Raw genomic sequence first — 24,297 nt, forward strand, 5'->3', positions numbered from 1 at the left:
TTCACAAACTTATCTGATCTGCTTTCTAAAAGCAAATCCGACAACCAGATTCATTTATTCCGAAATTGATAACCAACTCGCGAGTAAACAAACATCATTACACCTATTTTCTAGGCCGATGATGTGGTCTGGTTCCATGCCGGGCTGTTCGCCCGGCGGGGTACTTACTCTAACACCTGCCGGCGGCAAAAGCCAAACCAACGGCAGGTGTTAGATCGGGACTGCCCAGCTACCCCTTGGAGCGGACCAGGTAGACGGCGCCAAGGGGCGGAATCCGTAGGCCCACGGAGTACTTTTGCCCGTCCCACGGCCGGTCTTCCCCGGGGAGTGGCGCCGCGTTGACCACGTTGGATCCGCCATATTCGGCACTGTCCGTGTTCAGCACTTCTTCCCACTTCCCGGCGGAAGGCACTCCAACGCGGAAGTCTTCATAGGCAACGCCCGCAAAGTTGACGACACACACCAGGGGGCTGCCGGCCCCGTCCCAGCGAATGAAGGAAACCACATTGTGCGTGGTGTCACCCCCGTTGATCCAGCTAAAGCCTTCGGGCTTGTTGTCCTGTTCCGAGAGGGCGGGAGTGGTGGAATAGACCTGGTTCAGCTTCTTGACCAGCAATTGGATGCCCCGGTGCGGCGGGTTCTCCGCCAGCCACCAATCAAGTCCGTGCTGTTCGCTCCATTCGGCCTCCTGGCCAAATTCAGTGCCCATAAAGATCAGCTGCTTGCCGGGGTGCGCCCACTGAAACGCCAGGAAGGCACGAAGGTTTGCCAGCTGCTGCCACCTGTCCCCCGGCATCTTGCGCAGCAGCGAGCCCTTGCCGTGGACAACCTCGTCGTGGCTGATGGGCAGCAGGAAGTTTTCCGTAAACGCGTAGACCAGGGAGAAGGTGATTTGGTTGTGGTGCCACCCGCGGTTGACGGGATCCTCCTCCATATAGCTCAGGGAGTCATGCATCCAGCCCATGTTCCACTTGATGCCGAAGCCCAGCCCGCCGGCGCTGGTCGGCGCGGTCACGCCCGGAAATGCCGTGGATTCTTCGGCAATGGTCACGGCGCCGGGGTTGCGGCGGTAGACGGTTGCGTTCATTTCCTGCAGGAAGCTGATGGCCTCCAGGTTCTCCCGCCCGCCGAATCGGTTGGGGCTCCACTGCCCTTCCTCGCGGGAATAGTCGAGGTAGAGCATGGAGGCGACGGCGTCCACCCGCAGCCCGTCGATGTGGAACTCTTCCATCCAGTAGAGGGCATTTGCCACCAGGAAATTGCGGACTTCGTTGCGGCCAAAGTCAAAGATGAGCGTTCCCCAGTCGGGATGCTCGCCAAGCCGGGGATCGGCGTGTTCGTACTGGGCCGAGCCGTTGAAATTGGCGAGCGCCCATTCGTCCTTGGGAAAATGGGCCGGCACCCAGTCCATGATGACGCCGATGCCGGCCTGGTGCAGCGCATCGACCAGGAAGCGAAATTCGTCGGGGTGGCCAAACCGCGAGGTGGGCGCAAAGTAGGACGTCACCTGGTAACCCCACGAGCCGCCAAACGGATGCTCCGAGACGGGCATGAACTCAACATGGGTGAAACCGAGCCACTTGACGTAGTCCACCAGATCCGTGGCAAGCTCACGGTAGCCCAGCCCCTGCCTCCACGAGCCGAGATGGACCTCATACACGCTCATGGGTGAGTTGTGGGGATCCCGAGCGGCGCGGGCCGCCATCCAGGCCGAGTCCTGAAACGCATAGGTGGACTCCACCACGCGCGAAGCCGTCAGCGGCGGCACCTCCGTGCCGTACGCCATGGGATCAGCCTTTTCCAGCCACTGCCCGTGCTCGGTGAGAATTTCAAACTTGTAGCGTGCACCTGGCTCCACCTCGGGAACGAACAACTCCCAGATCCCGCTTGTCCCCAAACTGCGCATGGCATGCGACCTACCATCCCAGCCATTGAACTCGCCAATGACGCGCACGGCCCGGACCCCCGGAGCCCAGACGGCGAAACTGACGCCGGCGACGTCTCCCATGGCGGAGTGGTAGCGCCGGACATGGGCGCCCAGCACAGTCCACAACGTTTCATGCCGCCCCTCTGCCATGAGGTGCAGGTCAAGTTCGCCAACGGTGGGAAGGTAGCGGTAGGGGTCATCAACCCTGTGCAAACCATCGGCATACCGCACTTCCAGGCGATAATCCGGCACATGCCCGGTTTCCTCCACGGGCACCACGGCAACCCAGATCCCGCCGTGCTCGTGCACCATGGGGAAGCTGCCGCTGCCGGTCACCACCGTCACCGACTCCGCCAAGTGCCGCAAGGTGCGGATGGTTGCCGAACCGTCCTCGCCCAGATGGGCGCCGAGCACGGAATGTGGCGCATAGTGCGTTCCGTCCGAAACACTGGCCAGGATACCCGCATCCACTGCGAGTCTGGCGGCTTTCTTCAGTCCCATGTCCACGCTACTTTCCCTTGATTCAAACAAATTCCGAACGGCCTGCACCGGCACGCCCACCCACTCGGGCCGGTTGTGCAATTCATAAACAACTTCATAAAGTGCCTTGTCCAGCAACAATGCCCGGTAGAGGACGGAGGTCTTCTCCACACTGTTGGGCCACCCGCCCTGGTACCCCTCAATGAACGCCTCGCTGCACGCGTCCGACCAGGCGGAGCCGAATTCGGCGCTGGCCAGGCCCTGCCTGACGGCCTGTGCACCCGCGTAGTCGAAGGAGCGGACCATGCCCACGACGTCGCGCAGCGCCACGTCCGGCTTTCTGCGTTCTGCCAGCGGCCGCAGCGGCTCCCCCTCGAAGTCAAGGAAGTACCAGCGGCTGTTCCCTGGAGTGGGCACATGGATCAGCTGGCCCAGGTGGAGGTCACCGTGGATGTGCTGGACGGGCGGCAGCTCCCGCAAGTGGCGCAGTTGTGCCATGATGTGGTTGAGCTGGCGGTCATAAGGCCCGACGGCGGCCGCCGCGAGCTCCCAGGACCACGCCAGCCGGGCGATGATCGCCTCGACAAACGCCGCGACTTCCTCCCCGGTGCAGCTGAGCTCCCCCAGCGAACTGCGCAGGCTGCCGTGCACGCGGGCCAGCGCCGACCCGATGGCATGGGCCTCCGCGGTAAAGCCACGACCGCCCGAAACGGCTGCCAGTGTACTCTCCCAACCGTCCTGCCCGCCTGGAATGAAGGAGTGAATGACAAGAAGCGTGGTCTGGCCGACGCCCTGGCCCGGTTTCGAAACGAGCGGCGGCACCAGTTCCGCCGTGGCAGCGGCACAAAGGGCCGGGACAAAGGCATTGCCGGCCGTCAGGAGCGCCCGGCCCAATTCCACTTCCGGATGCACGCCGGATTGCAGGACCCGGAAAAACTTTGCGATAAGCGGCCGTCCGCCGATTTCGAACACGACCGAGCTGTTGGACTGCTCGCTGGACATCACACGGACGGACGGCAGCGGCGTGTCGAACCCTTCAACTGATATGGCATCACTGTGCCACGTCGCCACGGCGTCCACTTTCATGGCACCGGTCAACACTGACAGCCAGGCGTCCATGAATCCAGGGTCGAACAGTGCGTCGTAAATCCATTCGCCGTCTTCGGTGGTCCCGATCAGGGATGCGTCGGGGAGGTCGCCCTGCCTTCCCTGGTGGACGCCCACGGGGACCTGCAGCGTGACCGGAGTGCCGGCGTCGTCCGTTTCTGCGGACCTGTCCGCGACAGCCGGAGCCGCGGCAGCGAGGTCGATGACCAGCACGCGGTAGGCCGTGCCGGGACGGGCGGACGGGACATCCAACGCCTGGCGCAGGCGCGGGGCGGCCGGGGCACCGTCCTTGAGGGGGTACCAGCGCTGCTGTGGGAGCCAAGGTGACAGCAGGGCGAGGATGTCTGGGCTCATGGGCACCGCTAGCGCCGCACGTGCAGGATGTGGGCCGGTTCCAGGTGCGCATCCAGGCGGAAGTAGTTTTGCCGGCCCCAGTTCCAGGTGGCGCCGGTGATGAGCTCGTCCACGATGAAGGTGCCGTCCGGGGCAAGCCCGTCCAGCTCCAGCGCCTCCAGGTCAAGGGTGACCTGGCCTTCGCGCATGCTGTGGGGGTCCACATTGATGACCACGATGATCGTGTCCTTGCGGGCCGGTTCATCCGCCGTGGCCGCAATGGTCTTGTGCTTGCTGAAAACCAGCGTGGAAGGGTCGGAGCTTCGGTGCAGGGTCAGGTTTTCCAGGTCCAGCAGCGACGGGTGGGCGCGGCGGATCTTGTTCAGCAGCGTGACAAAGGGTGCCAGCGACTTACCGGCAGCCTCCGCCCCGGCAAAGTCCCTGTCCTTGTACTGGTATTTTTCGTTGTCAATGTTTTCCTCGGAGCCGGGCCGGGCCACGTGCTCAAACAACTCGTAGCCGGCGTACATGCCCCACAACGGGCTGCCCATGGCAGCCAGGATGGCCCGGATCTTGAAGGCGGCCGGCCCCCCGTACTGCAGGAATTCGGTGAGGATGTCAGGGGTGTTGACGAAGAAATTCGGGCGGAAGTAGCCGGCGGATTCGCGGCTGACCTGGACCAGGTATTCCTCCAGCTCCTCCTTGGTGTTGCGCCACGTGAAGTAGCTGTATGACTGCTGGAATCCTGCCCGGCCCAGCGCCGCCATCATGGCCGGGCGCGTGAAAGCCTCCGCCAGGAACACCACGTCAGGGTTTTCGGCGTTGACCGTGCCGATGAGCCATTCCCAGAACCAGACGGGCTTCGTGTGGGGATTGTCGACCCGGAAGATCTTCACGCCGTGGCCGATCCACAACCGCACAATGCGCAGGATTTCCGCGGAAAGCCCGGCCGGATCGTTGTCAAAGTTCAGCGGGTAGATGTCCTGGTACTTTTTCGGCGGGTTTTCCGCGTAGGCGATGGTCCCGTCCACCCGGGTGGTGAACCATTCCGGGTGGGCCGTGGCCCACGGGTGGTCCGGGGCGCACTGCAGAGCCAGGTCCAGCGCCACTTCCAGGCCAAGTTCGTTGGCGGCGGCCACAAACGCGTCAAAGTCGCCAAACGTGCCCAGGTCCGGGTGGATGGAGTCGTGCCCGCCGGCCGCGGAGCCGATGGCCCAGGGCGAGCCGGGATCCGCCGGCCCCGCCACCAGGGTGTTGTTCGGGCCCTTGCGGTTGATGGTGCCGATGGGGTGGATGGGGGGCAGGTACACAACGTCAAAGCCCATGGCGGCGACCGCTGGAAGGCGACGGGCCGCCGTCGTGAATGTCCCGCTGCTCCACAGGCCAGTGGTGGGATCGCGGCGTGCGCCCTCTGAACGGGGGAAGAACTCATACCAGGCGCCACGGCCGGCGGCGTCGCGCTCCACCTGAAGCGGGTAGCGCCGGCTCCGGGTCACCAGGTCCCGCAGCGGGAAGCGCCCGACGGCGGCGCGGACGGCGGGCCCTGTGCCGGCGGCCAGGCGGTCGTTGGTGTTGAGGGAGTCATCGGCGAGCGCCTTGGCGGCCTGCTTGAAAACCTTGGCGTCCGCGGGGGCGGGGCATGCCTTGGCCGCCCTGGACAAAAGCTGGCGGCCCTCGGCGAGCATGACATCCACGTCCACGCCGGCGTTGATTTTCACCTGCGCATTGTGGGTCCAGGTGGCGTAGAGGTCCGTCCAGCCCTCCACGGCAAACGACCACTCCCCCACGGTGGCGGGCGTCAGCACGCCGCCCCACGCATCGCTCCCCTTGCCCAGCGGCTTGAGGCGGGTGCGCTGGGCCTCGGCGCCACTGGGGTCGAACAGGACCGCCGTCACGCCAACGGCGTCGTGCCCTTCCCGGAATACGACGGCGCGCACCTGGACGTCGCCGCCGCGCACAGCCTTGGCCGGGAACATTCCGTCCTCAATGACGGGCTGGATGTTGGTGATGGGGATTCTGCCAAAGCGCAGGCCTTCCGTGGGCGACGGCGCTGGCGACGGTTCCGAGGCCGGGTGGGCCGTCGGGGCGGATGCGTGGCGTGCTGGCTTGGAAGTAGTCACAGAGACGACGTTAGCGACTTCGCCCAAATATTCCTAAGGTCTACGGCAAAGTTGGGCGATTCGTCCAGCATGCAGGCAAATTCGGGTGCAGCGCAGGATTCATGACGTCACGAAATCGCTTTTGTGTCCCCGCGAAGCGTTGCGTAAACATTCATGGGTTAGGGTGACCGGCATGAAGGCAAATCGTAGATTCACTGTCCGCACCGTTGTCCCCGAGGAGATTGGTGCCCTGTCCCGCCTGGCAACGAACCTGCGCTGGTCATGGCACCTGCCGACGCGGAGGCTCTTTGAGTCGCTTGATCCGAAATTGTGGGACGAGGTGCGGCACGACCCCCTGGCAATGCTGGCCGCCATCACCCGCGAACAGCTGCTGGCACTGGCTGCCGATCCGGCGGTGGTGGCCGGCGTGGCGGAGGCCGCCCGCAGCCTGGACCAGTACCTCAACGAGCCGCGCTGGTACCAGGGCCTGGGCACGGATGCTCCGGCTGCGATCGCCTACTTCTCACCCGAGTTCGGCATCACGGAGGTGCTGCCGCAATATTCCGGCGGCCTGGGCATCCTGGCCGGGGACCACCTCAAGTCCGCCTCCGACCTGGGCGTGCCGCTCATCGGCGTGGGGCTGCTCTACCAGGCCGGCTACTTCAAGCAGTCCCTGTCCAAGGACGCCTGGCAGCAGGAGACGTACCCCCTGCTGGACCCTGACTCGCTGCCGCTGACTCTGCTGCGCGAGGATGACGGGACGCCCGTGCGGATTTCCCTGCCGCTGCCGGACGGCCGGGTGCTGCTGGCAAATGTGTGGCGTGCGGATGTGGGCCGGGTGCCCCTGCTGCTGCTGGATTCCAATGTTGCCGAGAACGACGATGCCGCACGGGGCGTGACCGACCGCCTGTACGGCGGGGGCGGGGACCACCGGCTGGCCCAGGAACTGCTGCTGGGCATGGGCGGGGTCAAGGCGCTGCGTGCCTACGCCCGCCTCACCGGCACCCCGGCGCCGGAGGTGTTCCACACCAATGAGGGGCACGCCGGCTTCCTCGGCATTGAGCGCATCCGCGAACTCATGGATGCGTCGGTCACGGAACGCCCGCTGAGCTTTGGCGAGGCACTGGCCGCGGGCAGGGCATCGACGGTGTTCACCACCCACACGCCCGTTCCTGCGGGAATTGACCGCTTCCCGCGCAGCATGATCGAACACTTCTTTGCCGGTGAACTGGCGCCAGGCGTCCCCGTGGCCGAAATCCTGGCGCTGGGCGCCGAGAACTACGACGGCGGCAATCCGGATGTGTTCAACATGGCCGTCATGGGGCTGCGCCTGGCACAGCGGGCCAACGGCGTGGCGAAGCTCCACGGTGTGGTGTCGCGGGAAATGTTTGCCGGGCTCTGGCAGGGCTTCGACCACGACGACGTCCCCATCACGTCCGTGACCAACGGCGTGCACGTGCCCACCTGGGTGGACCCTGCCCTCGCCGAGCTGGCCCGCGAAAAGTTTGGCGCCGACGTGCTCAACGGCCCGGACTGGTCCAAGGTGTACGACGTCAGCGACGCAGACGTCTGGGCCCTGCGCCGCCGCCTGCGCACAGCCCTGGTTGAGGACGCACGGGCCCGCCTGCGGGCCTCGTGGAAGAAGAGGGGCGCCGCGGACGCCCAGCTGGCCTGGACCGATGCCGCCCTGGATCCGGACGTGCTGACCATCGGTTTTGCCCGGCGCGTGCCCACGTACAAGCGCCTGACGCTGATGCTGCGCGACCCCGCCCGGCTCAAGGCCCTGCTGCTGCACCCTGAGCATCCCATCCAGATCATCATCGCCGGCAAGTCCCACCCGGCCGACGACGCAGGCAAGAAGATGATCCAGGACCTGGTCCAGTTCACCGACGACCCGGAAGTCCGCCACCGGATTGTGTTCCTGCCCAACTACGACATCGCCATGGCCCGCACATTGTTCCCCGGCTGCGACGTCTGGTTGAACAACCCCCTCCGCCCGCTGGAGGCCTGCGGAACCTCCGGCATGAAGGCCGCCATCAACGGCTCCCTGAACCTGTCCGTCATGGACGGCTGGTGGGATGAGCTGTACGACGGCGAAAACGGCTGGGCAATCCCCACGGCCAACCAGGGGACCAGCGAGAAGGAACGCGACGACATCGAATCCGCGGCCCTGTACGAACTCCTGGAAACACAGGTGGCGCCGCGCTTCTACGGCGACCTGGTGTCCGCAGGCGCGGGGGCGGCCGGTCCGTCGCAGCCCAGCGGCGACGGGCTGCCGTCGCATTGGATCTCCATGATCAAGCACACCCTGGCCCACCTGGGCCCGGCCGTCTCCGCCGGGCGCATGGTGTCCGAATACGTCCAGCGCCTGTACCAGCCGGCCGCCGAGGCCGGCCGTGCCGCCCGGGCCGACGGCTATGCCGCCACGAAGGAATTCGCGGCCTGGACCGAGAAGGTGCGCGCCGAGTGGGGCGGCCTCCACATAGAGCATGTGGACTCCCACGGCATTTCCGATGAGCCCCAGATCGGGGAAACCATCCAGGTGCGGGCCAACGTGAACCTGGGCGGGCTGAGCCCGGACGATGTCAGTGTCCAGGTGGCCTACGGCCGCGTGGGTGACTCCGACGAACTCAGCGACACCCGCATCCTCACGCTGGATGGCGTCTCAGAGTTGGGTGAGGGCCGCTTCCAATTCACCGCCGACCTGGTCATTGACCGGTCCGGCAGCTTTGGCTACGGCGTCAAGGTGCTGCCCCGCCATGCCGCAATGGCCAATTCCGCCGAGCTGGGACTCATCGCGACGGCCTAGCGCGGCCCGCGCGCCGGGTCAGCGCGGGGCCAGGTCGTTGCGGTAGATCTGCACCGTGTTGGCCTCGACGGGGACGGCGTCCCCTGCCGGGACGCGCGGAACGGAACGGGGCAGCCGGAAGGTGGGTTCGCCGTCGCGGTCCGTCCCCGCGGCGGCGGTGGTCATGCGCAACATGAATGGGCCCGGCTCCGCGGCGGGATCCGTGGCGTAGCGGGGGTTGGCGGGCAGCGTGACCATTTCATCGGTGATGCCGGTGTTGAAGACCACCAGCCCGTCCACCAGGCCGTGGGGCGAACCGATGAGCATGGTCAGGACGCGTTCATGCGGGTTGGTCCATCGTTCAGGCGTCATGGGGAGGCCGTCCGCGCCAAACCAGTGGATAAACGATTCGCCGCCGCGCATGGGGTAGCTGCTGGGCTGCTCTGCGAGGAAGTCCTTGCGGATCTGCAGGAGGCGCCGGGTGGCCGAGAGCATGGTCTTCGCGTCGTCGTCCATGCTCCAGTCCAGCCAGGCGATTTCATTGTCCTGGCAGTAGGCGTTGTTGTTTCCGCCCTGGCTCCGTCCCAGCTCGTCGCCGGCCGTGATCATGGGCACGCCCAGGGCCAGCAGCAGGGTGGCCATCAGGTTCCGGGCAGTGCGGGACCGCTCGGCCAGGATGGCGGGATCGTTGCTGATGCCCTCGACCCCGTGGTTCCAGCTGCGGTTGTGGTCGTGGCCGTCGCGGTTGCCTTCCTGGTTGTCCTCATTGTGCTTGTGGTTGTACGCGGTGAGGTCGGCCAGGGTGAACCCGTCATGGGCCGTCAGCAGGTTGATGGACGCCATGGGGCTGCGCCCGGACTGCGCGAACAGCCCTGCCGAGCCGCCAAGGGCGTCTCCCAGCTTGCCCAGGCTTCCGTGGTGGTGCCCGTCCAGCTGGGATGCGCGGTCGGTGAGCCACACGCTGCGGACGTTGTCCCGGAACGAGTCGTTCCAGTCGGACCAGCCGGTGGGGAAGTTGCCCGTCTGCCAGCCGTCGATTCCCATGTCCCAGGGCTCGGCAATGAGCTTGGTGGCAGCCAGGACCCCGTCCGTGGCTGCGGCCAGGAGGAACGGGTGCTGGCTGCTGAACTCATGCGTCCCGTTGCGCGCCAGTGACACGGCCAGGTCAAACCTGAAGCCGTCGACGTGAAATTCCTCCACCCAGTACCGCAGCGAGTCCATGGCCATTCTGATGACATGGGGATTGCCGAAGTTCAGGGAGTTGCCGCAGCCGGTGGTGTCGACGTAGCCGCCGTCGTGCATGCGGTAGTACTGTTCCTCGGCCAGGCCGCGCCAGCTCAGCGCAGGTCCGCCCTGCCCGCCCTCAGCGGTGTGGTTGTAGACCACGTCCAGGATTACTTCAATCCCGGCCATGTGGAGCAGCTTCACCATGCCCTTCAGTTCCGCCTGGACGGCTTCCGGGCCGCGGCGGCGTGCGTCGGCGCTGGCATAGTCCACCTGGGGCGCAAAGAAGCCCAGGGAGTTGTAGCCCCAGTAGTTGCGCATGCCCGTGCCGTGCAGGTGTGGCTCGTCAATGTGGAAGTGGATGGGCAGCAATTGCACGGCGGTCACCCCGAGCTCCTGCAGGTGCTTGATCATCACGGGGTGCGCCATGCCCGCATAGGTGCCCCTGATGTCTTCGGGGATGCCCGGGTGCAGCATGGTCTGGCCGCGCACATGTGCCTCATAGAGCACCGTGTTGCGGCGCGGCGTGTTGGGCCGGACGACATTGCCCCAGTCGAAGTCCGATTGCATGCGCACCGAGACGTATCGCGCCGTGCCGTCCGCGGCCTCGTGTTCGTCAATGTAGCGCCCGTACGGATCCAGCAGCAGCTGGACGGATTCGGGATCCACCTGCAGCAGCTGGCCGGAATCGCTGTCGAACCCCGTGTAGAAGCCGTACCGGCTGCCCACCGGCATGTCGGCAATCAGGCCGTGGTGGACGCCGTCGGTCACGTCAGGCAGCAGGACTGCCTTCCAGGGCCCCCCGGGAGCCTGGTGGCACAGTGCCACCCGGCGGCGGGCAGGCGCATACACGGCAACATTGACGGCATCCGGACCATGCTTTTGGGCCAGGGTGCTCACGCCAAGGGGGAACCGGCGCGACAATCCCATCCCGAGGGTTCCAACGGTTTCGACATCAGTTACCGGCACAGTTAGGCCTGGGTGCTGCGCTGTTTTGAAACCTCGTAGAGGCTGATGCCCACGGCCATGGAAGCGTTCAGGGATTCCATGGCCGAGTTGATCGGGATGGAGACAATCTGGTCGCAGTTTTCACGCACCAGGCGGGAGAGCCCCTTGCCTTCCGAGCCCACCACCAGGCAGATCGGATCCTTGGCCAGGCCAAGGTCGGGCAGGGATACATCGCCTTCGCCGTCCAGGCCCAGCACAAAGTAACCCATCTTCTGGAAGGCGCCGATGGCGCGGTTCAGGTTGGGGGCCTTGGCAACTGGGACGCGCACGGCTGCCCCAGCACTGGTCTTCCAGGCGGCGGCCGTGACTCCGGCACTGCGGCGCTCGGGAATGATCACGGCGTGGCCCGAGAATGCGGACACGCTGCGGATGATGGCGCCCAGGTTGCGGGTGTCCGTGATTCCGTCCAGCGCGACGATGAGCGGGGCATTGGCAATGTGGCCCTTTTTCCACTTGGCCATGACCTCGCTGGCCATGTCCACGGCGTCCTCGTACTCATACGGCGGAATCTGCAGGACGAGGCCCTGGTGGATGGCGTCTTCGGTGAGGCGGTCCAGTTCCGGCTTGTGGGCCTCAAGCAGGGGGATGCCGCGCTCGTTGGCCAGCTTGATGGATTCGCGCACGCGCTCGTCCATGTCCACGCGCACGGCAACGTACAGCGCCTTCGCGGGGATGCCGGCGCGCAGGGCCTCCACCACGGAGTTGCGGCCCGTGACCAGCTCTTCGGTGGCCCGGCCCTTCGGCCCGCTGCTGCGCCGGTTGCTGGTGTGGCCGCCGGCTCCGGCGCCGGCGCTGTGCTTGGCCGCTGAACGCTCGGCAAGCTGCTTGTTCTTGTACGCCTTGTGATAGGTGCGTTCTTCGGCCTTCGGGGTGGGACCCTTGCCCTCAAGTGCCTTGCGGCCCAGTCCGCCTGTGCCCTTGAGGGGACCCTTCTTCAATTTGCGGACGGCGCCGGAGCGGGGATTGTTGGCCATGGTAAAACCCTTACGATTGGTGCGGTGCCGGTTTTTTCAAGGCCCCGAAGTCGTCAAACAAGTATGCCCGCACTCGCATTTTAGGCGCACGGGAGAACGGGATAGTGGACACCCGTAGCTAATAGCTTACGGCCTAGACGCCAATTTCCCGATACGCGGGCCCAAAAGTGCCCTTTCTCACGCCCCGCCCTATCCGGACGCTCGGTTGCAATCGGGGCATTTTTTGGCAACGCTCCCGCAGCCATTGAGGGAGCGTTCGCCAATTTCCACCCACTTGCAACCGAGCGTCGGGGAAAAGTGGCCCGTTTGGAACCGAGGGTCGGTGGGGGTGGGGGGTTAGCGCTTCAGGGACCAGGTGGAGCCGGTTGCCGAGTCGGCCACTTCCACTCCCGCTTCGGCCAGGAGGTCGCGGATCCTGTCCGATTCTGCCCAGTTCTTCTCCGCCCGGGCCCGGGCCCTGGCCTCCAGCTGCGCCGCGACCAGCACGTCCAGGGCGCCCAGCTCGGCCGCCGAGCCGCTCCCCTGCCGCCACTGTGCATCCAAGGGGTTGATTCCCAGCGCCTCAGTCATTCCCATGACAGCCAGGAACGCATCCTGGACTGCTTCCGCATCCCCCGCCGCCAGGGCAGTGTTGCCCGCCCGGACTGTTTCATGGAGCACGGCGAGGGCCGCGGGGATGTTGAGGTCGTCATCCATGGCGGCATGAAAGGCGTCCGGGCGCGTTGCAATGTAGCCAAAATCGTTGCCAGGGAACAGCAGCCCAAGGGCCGCTTTCGCAAACGTCTCAATGCGTTCGACGGCGGCCGCGGCCTCCGTGAGCGAGCCGGGCCGGTAGTCCAGCACCGAGCGGTAGTGCGCCTGGCCCAGGTAGTAGCGGACCACCAACGGCCGGGCGAGTTCCAGCATTTCGCGCGGGTTGATGGTGTTGCCGATGGATTTGGACATTTTTTCACCCTCATAGGTGACCATGCCGTTGTGCATCCAGAAGCTGGCGAAGCCGTGTCCGGCCGCCTGCGACTGGGCCATCTCATTTTCGTGGTGCGGGAAGCGCAGGTCCAGCCCGCCGCCGTGGATGTCGAACTCCGTGCCAAGGTACTTGGTGACCATGGCGGAGCATTCCAGGTGCCAGCCGGGGCGGCCGGCACCCCAGGGGGATTCCCAGCGGGCCGTCTCGGGCTCGCCATCCTTGTACCCCTTCCACAGCGCAAAGTCGCGGGGATCGCGCTTGCCCCGGGGGTCGGCGTCGGGCGCGGCCTGCATGTCGTCAATGTTCTGGTGCGTCAGCGAGCCGTACTTGGCCCAGGAGCGCACGTCGAAGTACACGTCGCCGGAATCGTCCAGGGCCGGGTAGGCGTGGCCGCGCTCGATGAGCCGGGCAATGAGCGCGTGCATTTCCGGGATGTGGCCGGTGGCGCGGGGCTCGTACGTGGGTTTGAGAATGCCGAGGGCGTCATAGGCGTCCTCAAAGGCCTGCTCAAAGCGGTAAGCGAGGGCCCACCAGGGCTCGCCATTTTCGGCGGCCTTGACCAGGATCTTGTCGTCAATGTCCGTCACATTGCGCACCACGGTGACTTCGTAGCCGGTGGTCTGCAACCAGCGGGTCAGCTGGTCAAAGGCCAGTGCGGAGCGGACGTGCCCGATGTGCGGTTCGCCCTGGACGGTGGCGCCGCAGTAGTACAGCGAAACCCGGCCCTCCCGGAGCGGCGTGAAGTCGCGGACGGCGGCGGTGGCGGAATCATAAAAGCGCAGGGTCACGGCTCTAGGGTATCCTCTCGGGCGGCGGCTTGGGTGGCGGGCTGGTGTTGGCCGCGGCGGTTTACGGTGCCGCCTTGACGACCAGGGCGGTGGCGACGGCCGTGATGCCCTCGCCGCGGCCTGTGAAACCCAGTGCATCCGAGGTGGTGGCACTGACGGAGACCGGAGCACCGGCCGCTGCACCCAGCACGGCCTCGGCTTCGGCCCGGCGCGGGCTGAACTTGGGCCGGTTTCCGATGAACTGGACGGCAATGTTGCCGATCTCAAATCCTGCCGCGCGGACAATGCGCGCGGCCTCGGCCAGCAGCGTTGCGCCGCTGGCACCCTTCCATTCGGGGCGGTCCGCGCCAAAGTGCGTGCCCAGATCCCCCACCCCGGCGGCGGAAAACAAGGCGTCAGCGGCGGCGTGGGCCACTGCGTCGCCATCGGAATGGCCGGACAGGCCCGGCTCGCCTTCCCACAGCAGGCCCGCCAGCCACAGCGGGACCTTCGTGCCGGCGTCGTCCATTTCCGGGGCAAAGGCATGGACGTCGACGCCTATCCCGGTGCGGGGCAGCCCGCTCCACCCGCCGGCCATCGCCTAGCCCTCCACCCAGCGCGGGCGGAGCGGGCCCTGCAGCATGGCCTCGGCCAGCAAAAGGTCCGTGGGGGTGGTGATTTTCAGGCTGTGCGCTGAGCCCTGGACCACGTAGACGTCCTCGCCGATGGCCTCCACCAGCATGGCGTCATCGGTGACCTGGGCGGCGGCTGCGGCATCGAGGGTGAGCGCATGCGCATGGGCGCGGCGCAGGGTCTCCAGCTCAAATCCCTGCGGCGTCTGCACGGCGCGGAGCCGGCTGCGGGGCGGGGTGCCGGACACCTTTTCCACGCCGGCCCCCGTGGCAGGAAGCTCGGTTGGCACCACGGTCTTGATGGTGTCCACCACGGCCAGGGCCGGGATCACTGCCCTCGCGCCGTCGCGCAGCGCGGCCGTGACCCGTTCAAACACGCCCGACGGCGTCAGCGGGCGCGCGCCGTCGTGGACCAGGACCGTGGTGATGCCCTCCGCCATGACGGCCAGCGCGGCCCGCACGGATTCGGACCTGTCCGCACCGCCTTCGACGACGGACCACAGGATTCCGGGGCCGGCCTGTTCCTGGAGATCGGCACAGATGCCAGCCATTTCCGGATCGCCCGGAGGGATGGCAATGCAAATCTGGGCTGCGATGCCAGCGTTGACCACCCCAAGGACGGCGTGGGCCAGCATGGGCTCCCCGCCCAGCGGCACCCTGGCCTTGGGGACCCCGAATCCCAGCCGCTGCCCGGAACCGGCAGCAACGATCACGACGGCGCAGCTGCCGTTTAGTTCATCACTCATGTCTCCACAGTAGCGCCGGGATGCAAGGAACCCCGGCACCGTGGGGTGCCGGGGTTCCTTGTTAGTGCGTGGGGCATTGCCTCAACTATGAGGCCAGGACCTCGTCAAGAACTTCTGCTGCGCGGTCCTCGTCAGTCTTTTCCGCCAGGGCAAGCTCGGAAATGAGGATCTGACGGGCCTTGGCCAGCATGCGCTTCTCGCCTGCTGAAAGGCCACGGTCGTGGTCGCGGCGCCAGAGGTCGCGGACAACTTCTGCAACTTTGATGACGTCACCGGATGCAAGCTTCTCCAGGTTGGCCTTGTAGCGGCGGGACCAGTTGGTGGGCTCCTCCGTAAACTCGGCACGAAGAACTTCAAAGACGTGCTGCAAGCCTTCCTTGCCCACAACGTCGCGGACCCCGACAAGGTCGACGTTTTCTGCGGGCACTTCGATGGTTAGATCCCCCTGGGCCACCTTGAGCTTGAGATACATCTTCTCTTCACCCTTGATGGTGCGCATCTTGATCTCTTCGATCTTTGCTGCGCCGTGGTGTGGGTAAACTACTGTCTCGCCGACCTCAAAAAGCATGTGGATTCTCCCTTTCCAATAGTCCTAGTTTACCACGAATAAAGGGCCGCTCCCTTGAGTTTCCGCAGGTCAGGGCGCATTGGGGATACGCTGAAGGCACAATTGTTCCAACAATTGGAGATTCCCTTGGGCCTTGACTAAACGCCGCGAAGGTGCAGTGCAGTGAACCGCGGCAGCCCCAGCAGCTTCATGTGGCCGGCCCAAAAGCGGGCTTTTGCCGCCAATGCGGATAAGCTGGTCCGAGATAATTGTTCTTTCCATGAGGAGTTACTGACGTGAGAACCGCTGCCGGCATCCCCGGTGCCAAACGAGTACAGCGCCTTGGCCTGATTGCCGCCATTGGCGTCGGGGCCCTTGCGTTTACCGGTTGCAGTGCCATCAACCAGCAAAGCACCACCATCGTCTACTCCGCCTCCGACGGCGTGCGCATGGACATGGGCCACCTGGAATTGCGCAACGTCATGATTGTCTCCAACGGCAATGACGCCCCCGGCCACGTCGCCGGCACGTTCTACAACACCTCCACCTCCGACATCACCCTGACCTTCAGCGGCGACCAGGGCTCCCAGACCGAAGTGACCGTCAAGCCCGGCATTCCCCTGGTCCTGAACGCGGCGAACGACAAGGCCACGCTCAGCACCGTCAAGGCTGCAGCAGGCGCCATGGAGGTCCTCCAGCTGCGCCAGTCCGGCGGCGCTTCCGAAACGGGCCAGCTGAACGTGCCCGTGCTGAACGGGACCCTGAACGAATACAAGGACCTGCTGCCCACCGCGACCGCGGTTGCCGCGCCGTAAGGACTGTTTTCCAGTTGTAAAACAGGAAGGCCGGCCACCCCATGGGGGTGGCCGGCCTTCCTGTTCTGCTTAGTTGCTTGCTGCAGAGCTGCACACGTGGTGGACGTTGCAGCTGCCTCCGGCGACGTCCACGGTGGCGGTGCCCAAAACGGCCCCGGACACGGCATCCCTCACCGTGGCAATAATCGTGTAGTTGCCCTTCTTCGCGTAACTGTGGACGGCGCTGAACGCACCCCCAGCCACGGGGACGGCCACGGGGGCGCTGCCGTCGCCGAATTCGAGGGTGGCGGAGGTGAGCGCTCCGTTGCCCAGCGGGGCCAGGGCCACAGTGCCGCTGGCGGCAATGGTCACCCCTGGTCCCTGGGCGGGAGAGGTTTCCACGGCTTGGGCACTGACGACGGCGGCCTGGTAGCCGGGTGCCGCGTTCAGCGGGGAGGGGACGCCGCCCAGGCTGGTGCCGCGGTCCACCAGGGTGAATGAATCCGGACCCTGGGCGTCCCGTTCGGTGGTTAGCGCCACAGCCAGGGTGTTTTTCCCGTTGGCGTTCAGGAAGCCGCGGGGGATGGTGAACGTGTCCTGCGGTCCCACATTGCCCACCCAGGTGCCAATGTTCCACCCGTTGACGTAGATCACGGCGCGGGCATAGTCCTGGCGGCCGGCGTCGAACTTGGCGTCGTTGACTTTAAGGGCCATCGCGGTGTCGGTCCCGGCAGGGATGTTGAGGTCGAAGTTGGTGCGGTACCAGGTGATTCCTGCCTTGGCAGGCTTGAAGGAGCTGGCATCGGCCCACGCGCTGTCCGGATAGCCGGGCAGGTACCAGCCGGCACGCTCACCGTACAGTCCGCCGGTGTTGTACATGGTCCGGGCCGTGTCCACAGGGGCGGCCTTGTCCTTGGCGCCCTGCAGTTTCCAGGTCACGGCACCGGTGCTCGGCAGGATGGCGTCGTACAGGCCGCGGTTCTGGCGCGAGAGCCCGTCGTCGGACCAGTCAAGGTTTTGCCCGTTGTTGCGGACCACGGTGGATACCACCGTGTCCTGGCCGGCCTTGATGACCCCTGCGGGCACCGTGAAGGTCTTCATGCCGCCGTCGGCACCGGCCGCTCCCACGTAGCTTCCGTTGACCCAGACCAGCATGTCCGCGGCGTTGCCGCCCTGGCCCTGCAGCTGGATGCTGGTGGCATTGGAGGAAGCTGTGAAGCGGGCCCGGTACCAGGTGTCGCCTTCGTAGTAGCCGTAGAATGCGGTGTCCAGGACCTTGCCCTGGTTGGGGCCGGGACCCTGGCGGGTGTTGGCGGCAGTGGTGGCGTTGGCCTCCTGCCAGGCGGAGTCGTCAAATGCGACGGCGGATTCAGGGTTTTCGCCCGAAACCTTCCAGTTGGCCAGCGCCGGAAGCGCGGATGCAACCGGTCCGCCCAGTTGTGCCACGAGCTGGCCGTCGGCGCCCTGGGTGGTGGCCAGCGGCTGCCCGTTCCACGTTGCCTTGGTGATTCCGGCGGGAACGTAAATGTTGGCGGTTCGTGCCGTGGTGGTGTCGCCAACCAGGTTGACGGTGTCGCCGTCGAACTGGGCAGTGCGGAGCAGGTCGACGCCGGTGGCCAGGACTGTCTTGTTGCCGCCGGTCCCCTGTGCGACGCCGTCGAGCATCCATTGCCGGCCGGTCTGGGTGCGGTCGGTGGTCAGGATGGTCAGCTGGGGCGCGCCGCCGCCTGTGATCTTGACGGCCGTGTTGTTGCCGTGCACATAGTTCAGGCGCAGCGTCTTGCTGCCGGCGTCCCAAGTCGATTCAACCGGGGTGCCGCTGAGGGTGGTGACCTGCGGTTCGGAGGCGTACTGCAGGACGGTCTCGCCGTCGTCGCCCTTGGAGCCGTTGAGGGTCAGGAGGGTGCCGCCCGCCACGGGCATCTTGGCAAACAATTCCGAGGTGCTGTACATCAGCTTCTGCCCGTCGAAGGCGTAGTCGGCAATGACCATGCTGGCGTCGCGGCCGTGCATGCTCATGAAGGTGCCGGCCTTCTGCGGGATGCGGGGGAAGGTGATGGAATCGTCGGCTGGCGGCGTGGTGCCGTCCGAGGCCTTGATGACGTCAAAGGCGTCGACACTGACGAAGGTGCCCTGGCTGTTGGGGTCCTTCTGGCCGGTCACCACAATCTTGATGGTGTGCTTGACGGAAGGGTCCAGGCCGTCCTTTTGGAAGCCCACCACTTGGGAGGAGGCGTTTTGTGCCCCGTAGGTGTTGAACGTGCCGGCCTTCACGCCGTCGATGTAGACGTCGCCGATGCCGTGGTTGCTGGCCTCGGGGGCGATGACGCGAATGCCGGTGCCGGTGAACGTGTACTCCAGGTAGTCCCCGGTGGTGTTGCTGAACGTCTCGGTGTCCTGGTAGTCGCCGGCGGTCCAGGACTGGCCGCTGGCGTGTGTCCAGGAGCCCGTGTACTTGATGGCCGTGGTATCGGTGTCATCGGTGGTGTAGCTGGCCGCGACCACATCCTTGCGCGGGGACAGGGTAAGCGGGAAGGAGTATTTCAGTTCTGCCGTGCTGTTGCTGTCACCTTGGCGGAAGCCCAGGAAGCGGGCGCCGTTGCCGGTGACGGACGCGGCGGCCTGGTCCTCCGTGGCGATGCGCTGGTAGGACTTGATGGTGCCGGCGCCGCCATCCACAGTGACTGGGACGGCCGCCTGGGGGACCATGTTGGAGATCGGTGCAAAGTCCTGCTGGAAGTATCCCAGCTCCTTTTGCACCGTCGCCTTGGGGGTCAGCTGGCGGTTTTCATTGATGGCCGCACCATAGTCGTAGGACGTGAAGCCCGACGACGGCGATCCGGTCCAGCCCCAATTGGTGCCGCCGTATTCCATGTAGTAGTTGAACATGTTGGTCCCGTTGCTGAGGTTGTTTACCCCGTATTGGCGGGTGAAGGCAGGGTCCACGAAGTCCGCACACTTGTTCGTGTTGAAGCTGGCGCCCCAGGGGGTGAAGGCGCCGCCCTGGCCTTCGGCGATGAACAGGGGGCTGGTGGTGGTCAGGGCCCGCAGGCGTGATTCCATGTCAGGGACCTGGCCGCGACCGGACGAGCACGTGAAGCCGAGCGGGTAGTTGTCAAAGGCGTAGTAGTCCAGCCCCACGTTTCCGCCGGCCTTCCCGCTGCCGGGCACGTAGGCCCCGTTGGCGCCGTAGTCGTTGTGGAAAAGCGGGACGGTAATGCCGTCACCCTTGATCTTTGTCACCAGCGCCTTCATGTACGCCGGGCGGTCCCCGCCTTCATTCAGCAGCTCGTTTTCCGCCTGGTAGGTGACTATGGAGCCGCCGCCGTCGGTGACCTGGTGCTTCTTGGCGATCTTGTCGAAGGCATCGATCCACGACAGCGATTCCTTGAGCACGGCAGGGTCGGTGCTGCGCAGGGAACCCGCGCCGCTCTTGGTCAGGTAGGCAGGGAGGCCGCCCATGGAGATTTCGGCATTGACATAGGGGCCCGGGCGGGCAATGACATACAGGCCCTCCTCCTGGGCCATGGTCAGGAGGAGATTGATGTCCTTGATGCCGGTGAAGTCAAACTTGCCGGGCTCCGTGGAATGCAGTCCCCAGAAAAAGTACAAGGACACCGCGTTGAAGCCGCTGGCGCGCATTTTTTGGAAGACGTCCCGCCAGTCGCCGGGGCTGGGCAGGCGCCAATAATGGAACTCCCCGGAGAACACATTGAGCCGCTTGCCGTCCACCATCATCGACTTGGAATCGGTGGTGACTTTGTGGGGCTTGCCGTCGTTGCCGGGGAAGATGACCTTGGGTGAATCGGCGGACACGGCGGCCCCCGCGGCTGGCTGCTGGCCGGGGGCGGTTCCCGCAGCCCCGGTGGCGTGCGCCGGGCCGGAGACTGCCATCAACCCCATGGCAGCGGTGGCGAGGATGGCTGCGAATTGCACGCCCTTTCCCCGGCCTGGCGCGTGCGATGATCGAACATTCATGGTGGTGGATCCCTTTGTTATGGCGGCCCCCAGGCCGCGGCAAAGTGTTATCCAAATCACAGTAAAAGTTTCGACGGTCAATTACAACCAAAATCAAACACTACTTCCCACATTTCGTGGGTGTTTTTGTTTGAGACGGAGCTGAGCGTTTACGGCTCGAACTTGTACCCGAGCCCGCGCACCGTCACCAGGAACCTCGGCGCCGCCGGATCCGGCTCGATCTTGCCGCGGATGCGCTTCACGTGGACGTCAAGGGTCTTGGTGTCCCCCACATAGTCGGCCCCCCACACCCTGTCGATCAGCTGGCCGCGCGTCAGCACGCGGCCGGCATTGCGCAACAGCATCTCCAGCAGTTCAAATTCCTTCAGCGGAAAGGAGACGCCTTCCCCGTGCACCGTCACCACGTGGCGTTCCACATCCATGCGCACCGGACCGGCGTGGACGGTGGAACTGACCAGCTCCTCCGGCTCCCCCTGGCGGCGCAGCACGGCCCGGATCCGGGCAATGAGCTCCCGGGAGGAATACGGCTTCGTGACATAGTCGTCCGCGCCCAGCTCCAGGCCCACCACCTTGTCGATCTCGGAGTCCTTGGCGGTGAGCATGATGATCGGGACGGTGGAGCGCTGGCGCAGGTGCTTGCACACCTCAGTGCCGCTCATGCCCGGCAGCTGCAGGTCGAGCAGCACCAGGTCGGCCCCGCCGCGCTCAAACGCCACCAGCGCGTCCAGGCCGTTGTCGGCCACCTCAACCTCATACCCCTCCTTTGACAACAGGAACGACAGGGGATCGCTGATGGACTCTTCGTCTTCAACAATCAAAATTCTGCTCAAGCTCGTCGTGCTCCTTGGTTTGGCTTGGTGTGGTCTTTGCGAAGATCCCCCGCCTGGCGGTGAATCAGCCTTGGTTCCGGGCAGCGGGAAGTCCCCTGCCGGATTCGTTGGCCACAAAGGTCATTTGCGGCAGGCGCACCGTGAACGTGGACCCCGTCTTGGGCGCGGACCAGAGCGTCACCTCGCCGCCGTGGTTGCCCACAATGTGCTTGACGATGCTCAGCCCCAGCCCCGTCCCGCCGGTATGCCGGGACCGCGCCGCATCCACGCGGTAGAAACGTTCAAACACGCGGTCCTGGTCTTCGGGGCTCATGCCGTCACCCTGGTCGGACACGCTGACGTTGACCACGCCGTCCCCCACCGACAACCCGATCCCCACCTGGGTGTTTTCCGGGGAATACCGCACGGCGTTGTCGATCAGGTTGCGCAGCGCGGTCACCAGCTGGCTTTGGTCCCCATGAACGACGGCGGCCACCTTGGGGCCCACCGCAATCGTGATGTTCTTGCTCTGCGCCGGCAGGCGGGTCCTGTCCACGGCCTCGGCGATCACGGCGTTCATGTCCACGGCCGTGACCGCCTGGTTGATGTCCTTGCTTTGCAGCCGCGACAGCTCAATGATGTCCTGCACCAGGGCCGCGAGCCGGGCCGATTCGGTCATCATGCGGGACGCAAAGCGGCGCACGGCGGCCTCGTCGTCCGGGGATGATTCCATTGCCTCGGCCAGCAGGGAAATGGCGCCGACGGGAGTCTTGAGTTCGTGGGACACATTGGCCACAAAATCGTTCCGGACGGCCTCTGTGCGCGCGATTTCGGTGCGGTCGTCCGCCAGCAGCAGGATGTACTCCTCGCCCAACGGAGCCACCCGCACCTGGATCACCAGGGAACCTTGCGCGGGGGCGCTGCCCGGCACGGCTTCCGAGACCTGCGCGGCCGCGACCGGGGCACCCTGCCCGGGAGCCGGTGCGGCGCCTGGCACTGCGGCGGCAGCCGGCAGCACCAGCCGCGGCAGGACCAGGTCGCGTTCTTCGATGACGCCGTCGCGGCGCACCCGGTGGGCCAGTTCCAGCAGCTGCTGGTGGACCACGGTGTGGCCCCTGACCAGCCCAAAGGCGTAAGCGCCGGGGCTGGCCCGCACCACGCCGTCCACTATGTCAATGACAATGAACGCCTTGCCCACCACGGACAGGACCTCGGCGGAACCGTCGGGCAGGGCCGGTTCACGCACGTCCACGGTCTGGCGGCGGGACCGTTCACTGGCGCTGAAGGCGAGCATGCCAAACACGCCCAGGGCCAGGCCGATCAGCCCGGCGGCAACTCCAGTCAGCAAAGGGTTCACAGACCAAGACTATGCGCAGATGCACCCCCAATACCGCAAAGTTTGCCCGGCCGCCCTCCCGTTCAACTAACGTTCACCTTGCGGTGCCGCCTTGTTCATCCAAGGATGGGAGGGTGGGTCATGATCGAGCCCACCTGTAGGCTGGGCTGTCCACGAAAGGAAACACGCGTGCGTAAAGTTTTTCAGGCCGAACTTCACCAAATTGGGGAGGGCTTGATTGAAATCTCATCGCTGGTGAATGACGCCATCGAGAAGTCCACCGCAGCTTTCGCCGCGGCCGACTTGCAGGCTGCCCAGGAGGTCATTGCAGCCGACGCCCGCATTGACTTCCTGCAAAATGACCTTGACGAGCGCGCCATTGACGTCCTCGCCCTGCAGGGCCCGGTGGCCAGCGACCTGCGCATGATCGTGGGCTCGCTGCGCATGAGCGCCTCCCTGGAACGCATGGGCGACCTGGCCCGGCACATCTCCCAGCTGACCCGGCTGCGCTACCCGAACCCCGTGATTCCGGCGGCGCTCGTGGAGACGTTTGCCGAAATGGCCCGCCAGGACATCGTCATCGCCCAGAAGGTGTCCGAGCTGCTGGATCTGCGTGACCTAGAACTGGTCAGCGACATCCTGGCCGCAAAGGCCGCCATCAACAAGCTCCACAAGACGGTCTTCTCCACCATGGCAGCCCCGGAGTGGACCGAATCCCCCGCCACGACGGTGGACGTCACCCTGGCCAGCCGCTACTTCGAGCGGTTTGGCGACCATGGCGTCTCCGTGGCCCGCAAGGTGTCCTACCTGGTCACCGGCGAATGGCAGCCCGAGGACTTCCTGGCAGGCTGATCTGCTGCTTGGGCGCCCCGAACTCTTGGGGCTCGATGCTCGCAGAACTCGCTGCTCGACCACCTGCACGACGGCGGCCGGTGACCTTTCGCGCGAAAGGTCACCGGCCGCCGTCGTACTTTAAGGCAGTGTTGCTTCTTGCCCGGGGCTACTTCTTGCCCTGGTTCGCGACAGCCTGGATGGACGCAGCTGCCGCTTCCGGGTCCAGGTACTTGCCGCCCGGGGTGGTGGGGGCGAAGTTTTCGTCCAGTTCGTAGACCAGCGGGATGCCGGTGGGGATGTTCAGGGACGCGATGGCCTCGTCGGAGATGCCGTCAAGGTGCTTGACCAGGGCGCGCAGCGAGTTGCCGTGGGCCGTGACCAGGACCGTCTTGCCGGCCTTGAGATCTTCCTTAATGTCCGATTCCCAGTACGGCAGCAGGCGGACCAGGACGTCCTTGAGGCACTCGGTGCGCGGCAGGGCGTCGCCGAGGCCGGCGTAGCGCGGATCGTGGGCCTGCGAGAATTCGCTGTCGTCAGAGAGCGGCGGCGGCGGCGTGTCGTAGCTGCGGCGCCATTCCATGAACTGCTCTTCGCCGAACTCGGCGAGCGTCTGGGCCTTGTCCTTGCCCTGCAGTGCACCGTAGTGGCGCTCATTGAGGCGCCAGTCGCGCTTGACGTCGATCCAGCCGCGGTCGGCCGTGTCCAGCGCCAGGTTCGCGGTGTTGATGGCCCGCTTGAGCCGGGAGGTGTACAGCACATCGGGGAGGAGATTGTTCTCCACCAGCAGCTCGCCGCCACGCACGGCTTCCGTGCGGCCCTGGTCGTTGAGGTCAACATCCACCCAGCCGGTGAACAAGTTCTTGGCGTTCCACTCACTGTGGCCGTGACGGAGCAAAATCAGGGTATAGGTCATGGTTTCATCCTAGCGGCACGGGCTGCGCGGCCCT

The 24,297-nt window shown here is 65.5% G+C and carries 16 protein-coding genes; 4 read left to right on the forward strand and 12 right to left on the reverse strand.

The features are described from left to right. A partial coding sequence (locus LPN03_RS11910) for a hypothetical protein (RefSeq protein WP_262454365.1) occupies window positions 1-214 on the forward strand: 214 nt, incomplete at its 5' end. 15 nt (window positions 215-229) lie between these two features. On the opposite strand, the gene glgB is transcribed toward LPN03_RS11910, so the two are convergent. Together glgB and LPN03_RS11920 are read right to left on the reverse strand one after the other, a co-directional pair. Next, the gene (glgB, locus tag LPN03_RS11915) at window positions 230-3,868 is read right to left on the reverse strand and encodes a 1,4-alpha-glucan branching protein GlgB (RefSeq protein ID WP_262454366.1); all 3,639 of its coding nucleotides are present in this window, start codon (window positions 3,866-3,868) and stop codon (window positions 230-232) included. An 8-nt stretch (window positions 3,869-3,876) separates the two neighbouring features. Beyond that, the gene (locus LPN03_RS11920) at window positions 3,877-5,967 is read right to left on the reverse strand and encodes an alpha-1,4-glucan--maltose-1-phosphate maltosyltransferase (RefSeq protein ID WP_410468588.1); all 2,091 of its coding nucleotides are present in this window, start codon (window positions 5,965-5,967) and stop codon (window positions 3,877-3,879) included. A 172-nt stretch (window positions 5,968-6,139) separates the two neighbouring features. On the opposite strand from LPN03_RS11920, the gene glgP reads away from it, so the two are divergent. Then, window positions 6,140-8,755, forward strand: a complete 2,616-nt coding sequence (gene glgP, locus LPN03_RS11925) for an alpha-glucan family phosphorylase (protein ID WP_205678407.1) — start codon at window positions 6,140-6,142, stop codon at window positions 8,753-8,755. Between the two features lie 18 nt (window positions 8,756-8,773). Here glgP and glgX read toward each other — a convergent pair whose 3' ends face one another. From glgX to LPN03_RS11955, 6 genes are all read right to left on the reverse strand, one after another. Continuing rightward, complete coding sequence (gene glgX / locus LPN03_RS11930) at window positions 8,774-10,888, reverse strand: glycogen debranching protein GlgX (RefSeq protein WP_165183572.1); 2,115 nt, start codon at window positions 10,886-10,888, stop codon at window positions 8,774-8,776. A 41-nt stretch (window positions 10,889-10,929) separates the two neighbouring features. Beyond that, on the reverse strand, window positions 10,930-11,940 hold the full coding sequence (rlmB, locus tag LPN03_RS11935) for a 23S rRNA (guanosine(2251)-2'-O)-methyltransferase RlmB (RefSeq protein WP_262454367.1): 1,011 nt from the start codon (window positions 11,938-11,940) through the stop codon (window positions 10,930-10,932). Between the two features lie 336 nt (window positions 11,941-12,276). Further along, the gene (gene cysS, locus LPN03_RS11940; RefSeq protein ID WP_262454368.1) at window positions 12,277-13,695 is read right to left on the reverse strand and encodes a cysteine--tRNA ligase; all 1,419 of its coding nucleotides are present in this window, start codon (window positions 13,693-13,695) and stop codon (window positions 12,277-12,279) included. 61 nt (window positions 13,696-13,756) lie between these two features. Then, window positions 13,757-14,272, reverse strand: a complete 516-nt coding sequence (gene ispF, locus LPN03_RS11945; protein ID WP_262454369.1) for a 2-C-methyl-D-erythritol 2,4-cyclodiphosphate synthase — start codon at window positions 14,270-14,272, stop codon at window positions 13,757-13,759. A gap of 3 nt (window positions 14,273-14,275) precedes the next feature. After that, window positions 14,276-15,052, reverse strand: coding sequence for a 2-C-methyl-D-erythritol 4-phosphate cytidylyltransferase (gene ispD / locus LPN03_RS11950; protein ID WP_165183576.1), 777 nt, complete (start codon window positions 15,050-15,052; stop codon window positions 14,276-14,278). A gap of 85 nt (window positions 15,053-15,137) precedes the next feature. Next, window positions 15,138-15,620, reverse strand: coding sequence for a CarD family transcriptional regulator (locus tag LPN03_RS11955; protein ID WP_165183577.1), 483 nt, complete (start codon window positions 15,618-15,620; stop codon window positions 15,138-15,140). Between the two features lie 275 nt (window positions 15,621-15,895). Here LPN03_RS11955 and LPN03_RS11960 point away from each other — a divergent pair, with 275 nt between their 5' ends. Then, window positions 15,896-16,414: a hypothetical protein gene (locus tag LPN03_RS11960; RefSeq protein ID WP_165183578.1), complete on the forward strand. Its 519-nt coding sequence runs from the start codon at window positions 15,896-15,898 to the stop codon at window positions 16,412-16,414. Window positions 16,415-16,483: 69 nt separating this feature from the next. Here the strand turns inward: LPN03_RS11960 and LPN03_RS11965 are convergent, their stop codons facing one another. From LPN03_RS11965 to LPN03_RS11975, 3 genes are all read right to left on the reverse strand, one after another. Further along, the gene (locus tag LPN03_RS11965) at window positions 16,484-20,371 is read right to left on the reverse strand and encodes a beta-galactosidase (protein ID WP_262454370.1); all 3,888 of its coding nucleotides are present in this window, start codon (window positions 20,369-20,371) and stop codon (window positions 16,484-16,486) included. Window positions 20,372-20,520: 149 nt separating this feature from the next. After that, window positions 20,521-21,201, reverse strand: coding sequence for a response regulator transcription factor (locus LPN03_RS11970; protein ID WP_165183580.1), 681 nt, complete (start codon window positions 21,199-21,201; stop codon window positions 20,521-20,523). A 64-nt stretch (window positions 21,202-21,265) separates the two neighbouring features. After that, complete coding sequence (locus tag LPN03_RS11975; protein WP_262454381.1) at window positions 21,266-22,528, reverse strand: sensor histidine kinase; 1,263 nt, start codon at window positions 22,526-22,528, stop codon at window positions 21,266-21,268. Window positions 22,529-22,705: 177 nt separating this feature from the next. On the opposite strand from LPN03_RS11975, the gene phoU reads away from it, so the two are divergent. Further along, window positions 22,706-23,368, forward strand: a complete 663-nt coding sequence (gene phoU, locus LPN03_RS11980; protein WP_165183581.1) for a phosphate signaling complex protein PhoU — start codon at window positions 22,706-22,708, stop codon at window positions 23,366-23,368. 148 nt (window positions 23,369-23,516) lie between these two features. On the opposite strand, the gene LPN03_RS11985 is transcribed toward phoU, so the two are convergent. Further along, on the reverse strand, window positions 23,517-24,263 hold the full coding sequence (locus LPN03_RS11985) for a phosphoglyceromutase (RefSeq protein ID WP_165183680.1): 747 nt from the start codon (window positions 24,261-24,263) through the stop codon (window positions 23,517-23,519). Window positions 24,264-24,297 lie beyond the last annotated feature (34 nt).

The sequence above is a fragment of the Arthrobacter sp. A2-55 genome (genome assembly GCF_025548615.1).
Lineage (GTDB): Bacteria > Actinomycetota > Actinomycetes > Actinomycetales > Micrococcaceae > Specibacter > Specibacter silviterrae.

Coding starts and splice junctions, on each gene's coding strand:
- glgB (WP_262454366.1), bottom strand. CDS start 3,868: ATGAGCCCAGACATCCTCGCCCTGCTGTCACCTTGGCTCCCACAGCAG.
- glgP (WP_205678407.1), top strand. CDS start 6,140: ATGAAGGCAAATCGTAGATTCACTGTCCGCACCGTTGTCCCCGAGGAG.
- glgX (WP_165183572.1), bottom strand. CDS start 10,888: ATGGGATTGTCGCGCCGGTTCCCCCTTGGCGTGAGCACCCTGGCCCAA.
- rlmB (WP_262454367.1), bottom strand. CDS start 11,940: ATGGCCAACAATCCCCGCTCCGGCGCCGTCCGCAAATTGAAGAAGGGT.
- ispF (WP_262454369.1), bottom strand. CDS start 14,272: ATGGCCGGCGGGTGGAGCGGGCTGCCCCGCACCGGGATAGGCGTCGAC.
- ispD (WP_165183576.1), bottom strand. CDS start 15,052: ATGAGTGATGAACTAAACGGCAGCTGCGCCGTCGTGATCGTTGCTGCC.
- LPN03_RS11955 (WP_165183577.1), bottom strand. CDS start 15,620: ATGCTTTTTGAGGTCGGCGAGACAGTAGTTTACCCACACCACGGCGCA.
- LPN03_RS11965 (WP_262454370.1), bottom strand. CDS start 20,371: ATGAATGTTCGATCATCGCACGCGCCAGGCCGGGGAAAGGGCGTGCAA.
- LPN03_RS11985 (WP_165183680.1), bottom strand. CDS start 24,263: ATGACCTATACCCTGATTTTGCTCCGTCACGGCCACAGTGAGTGGAAC.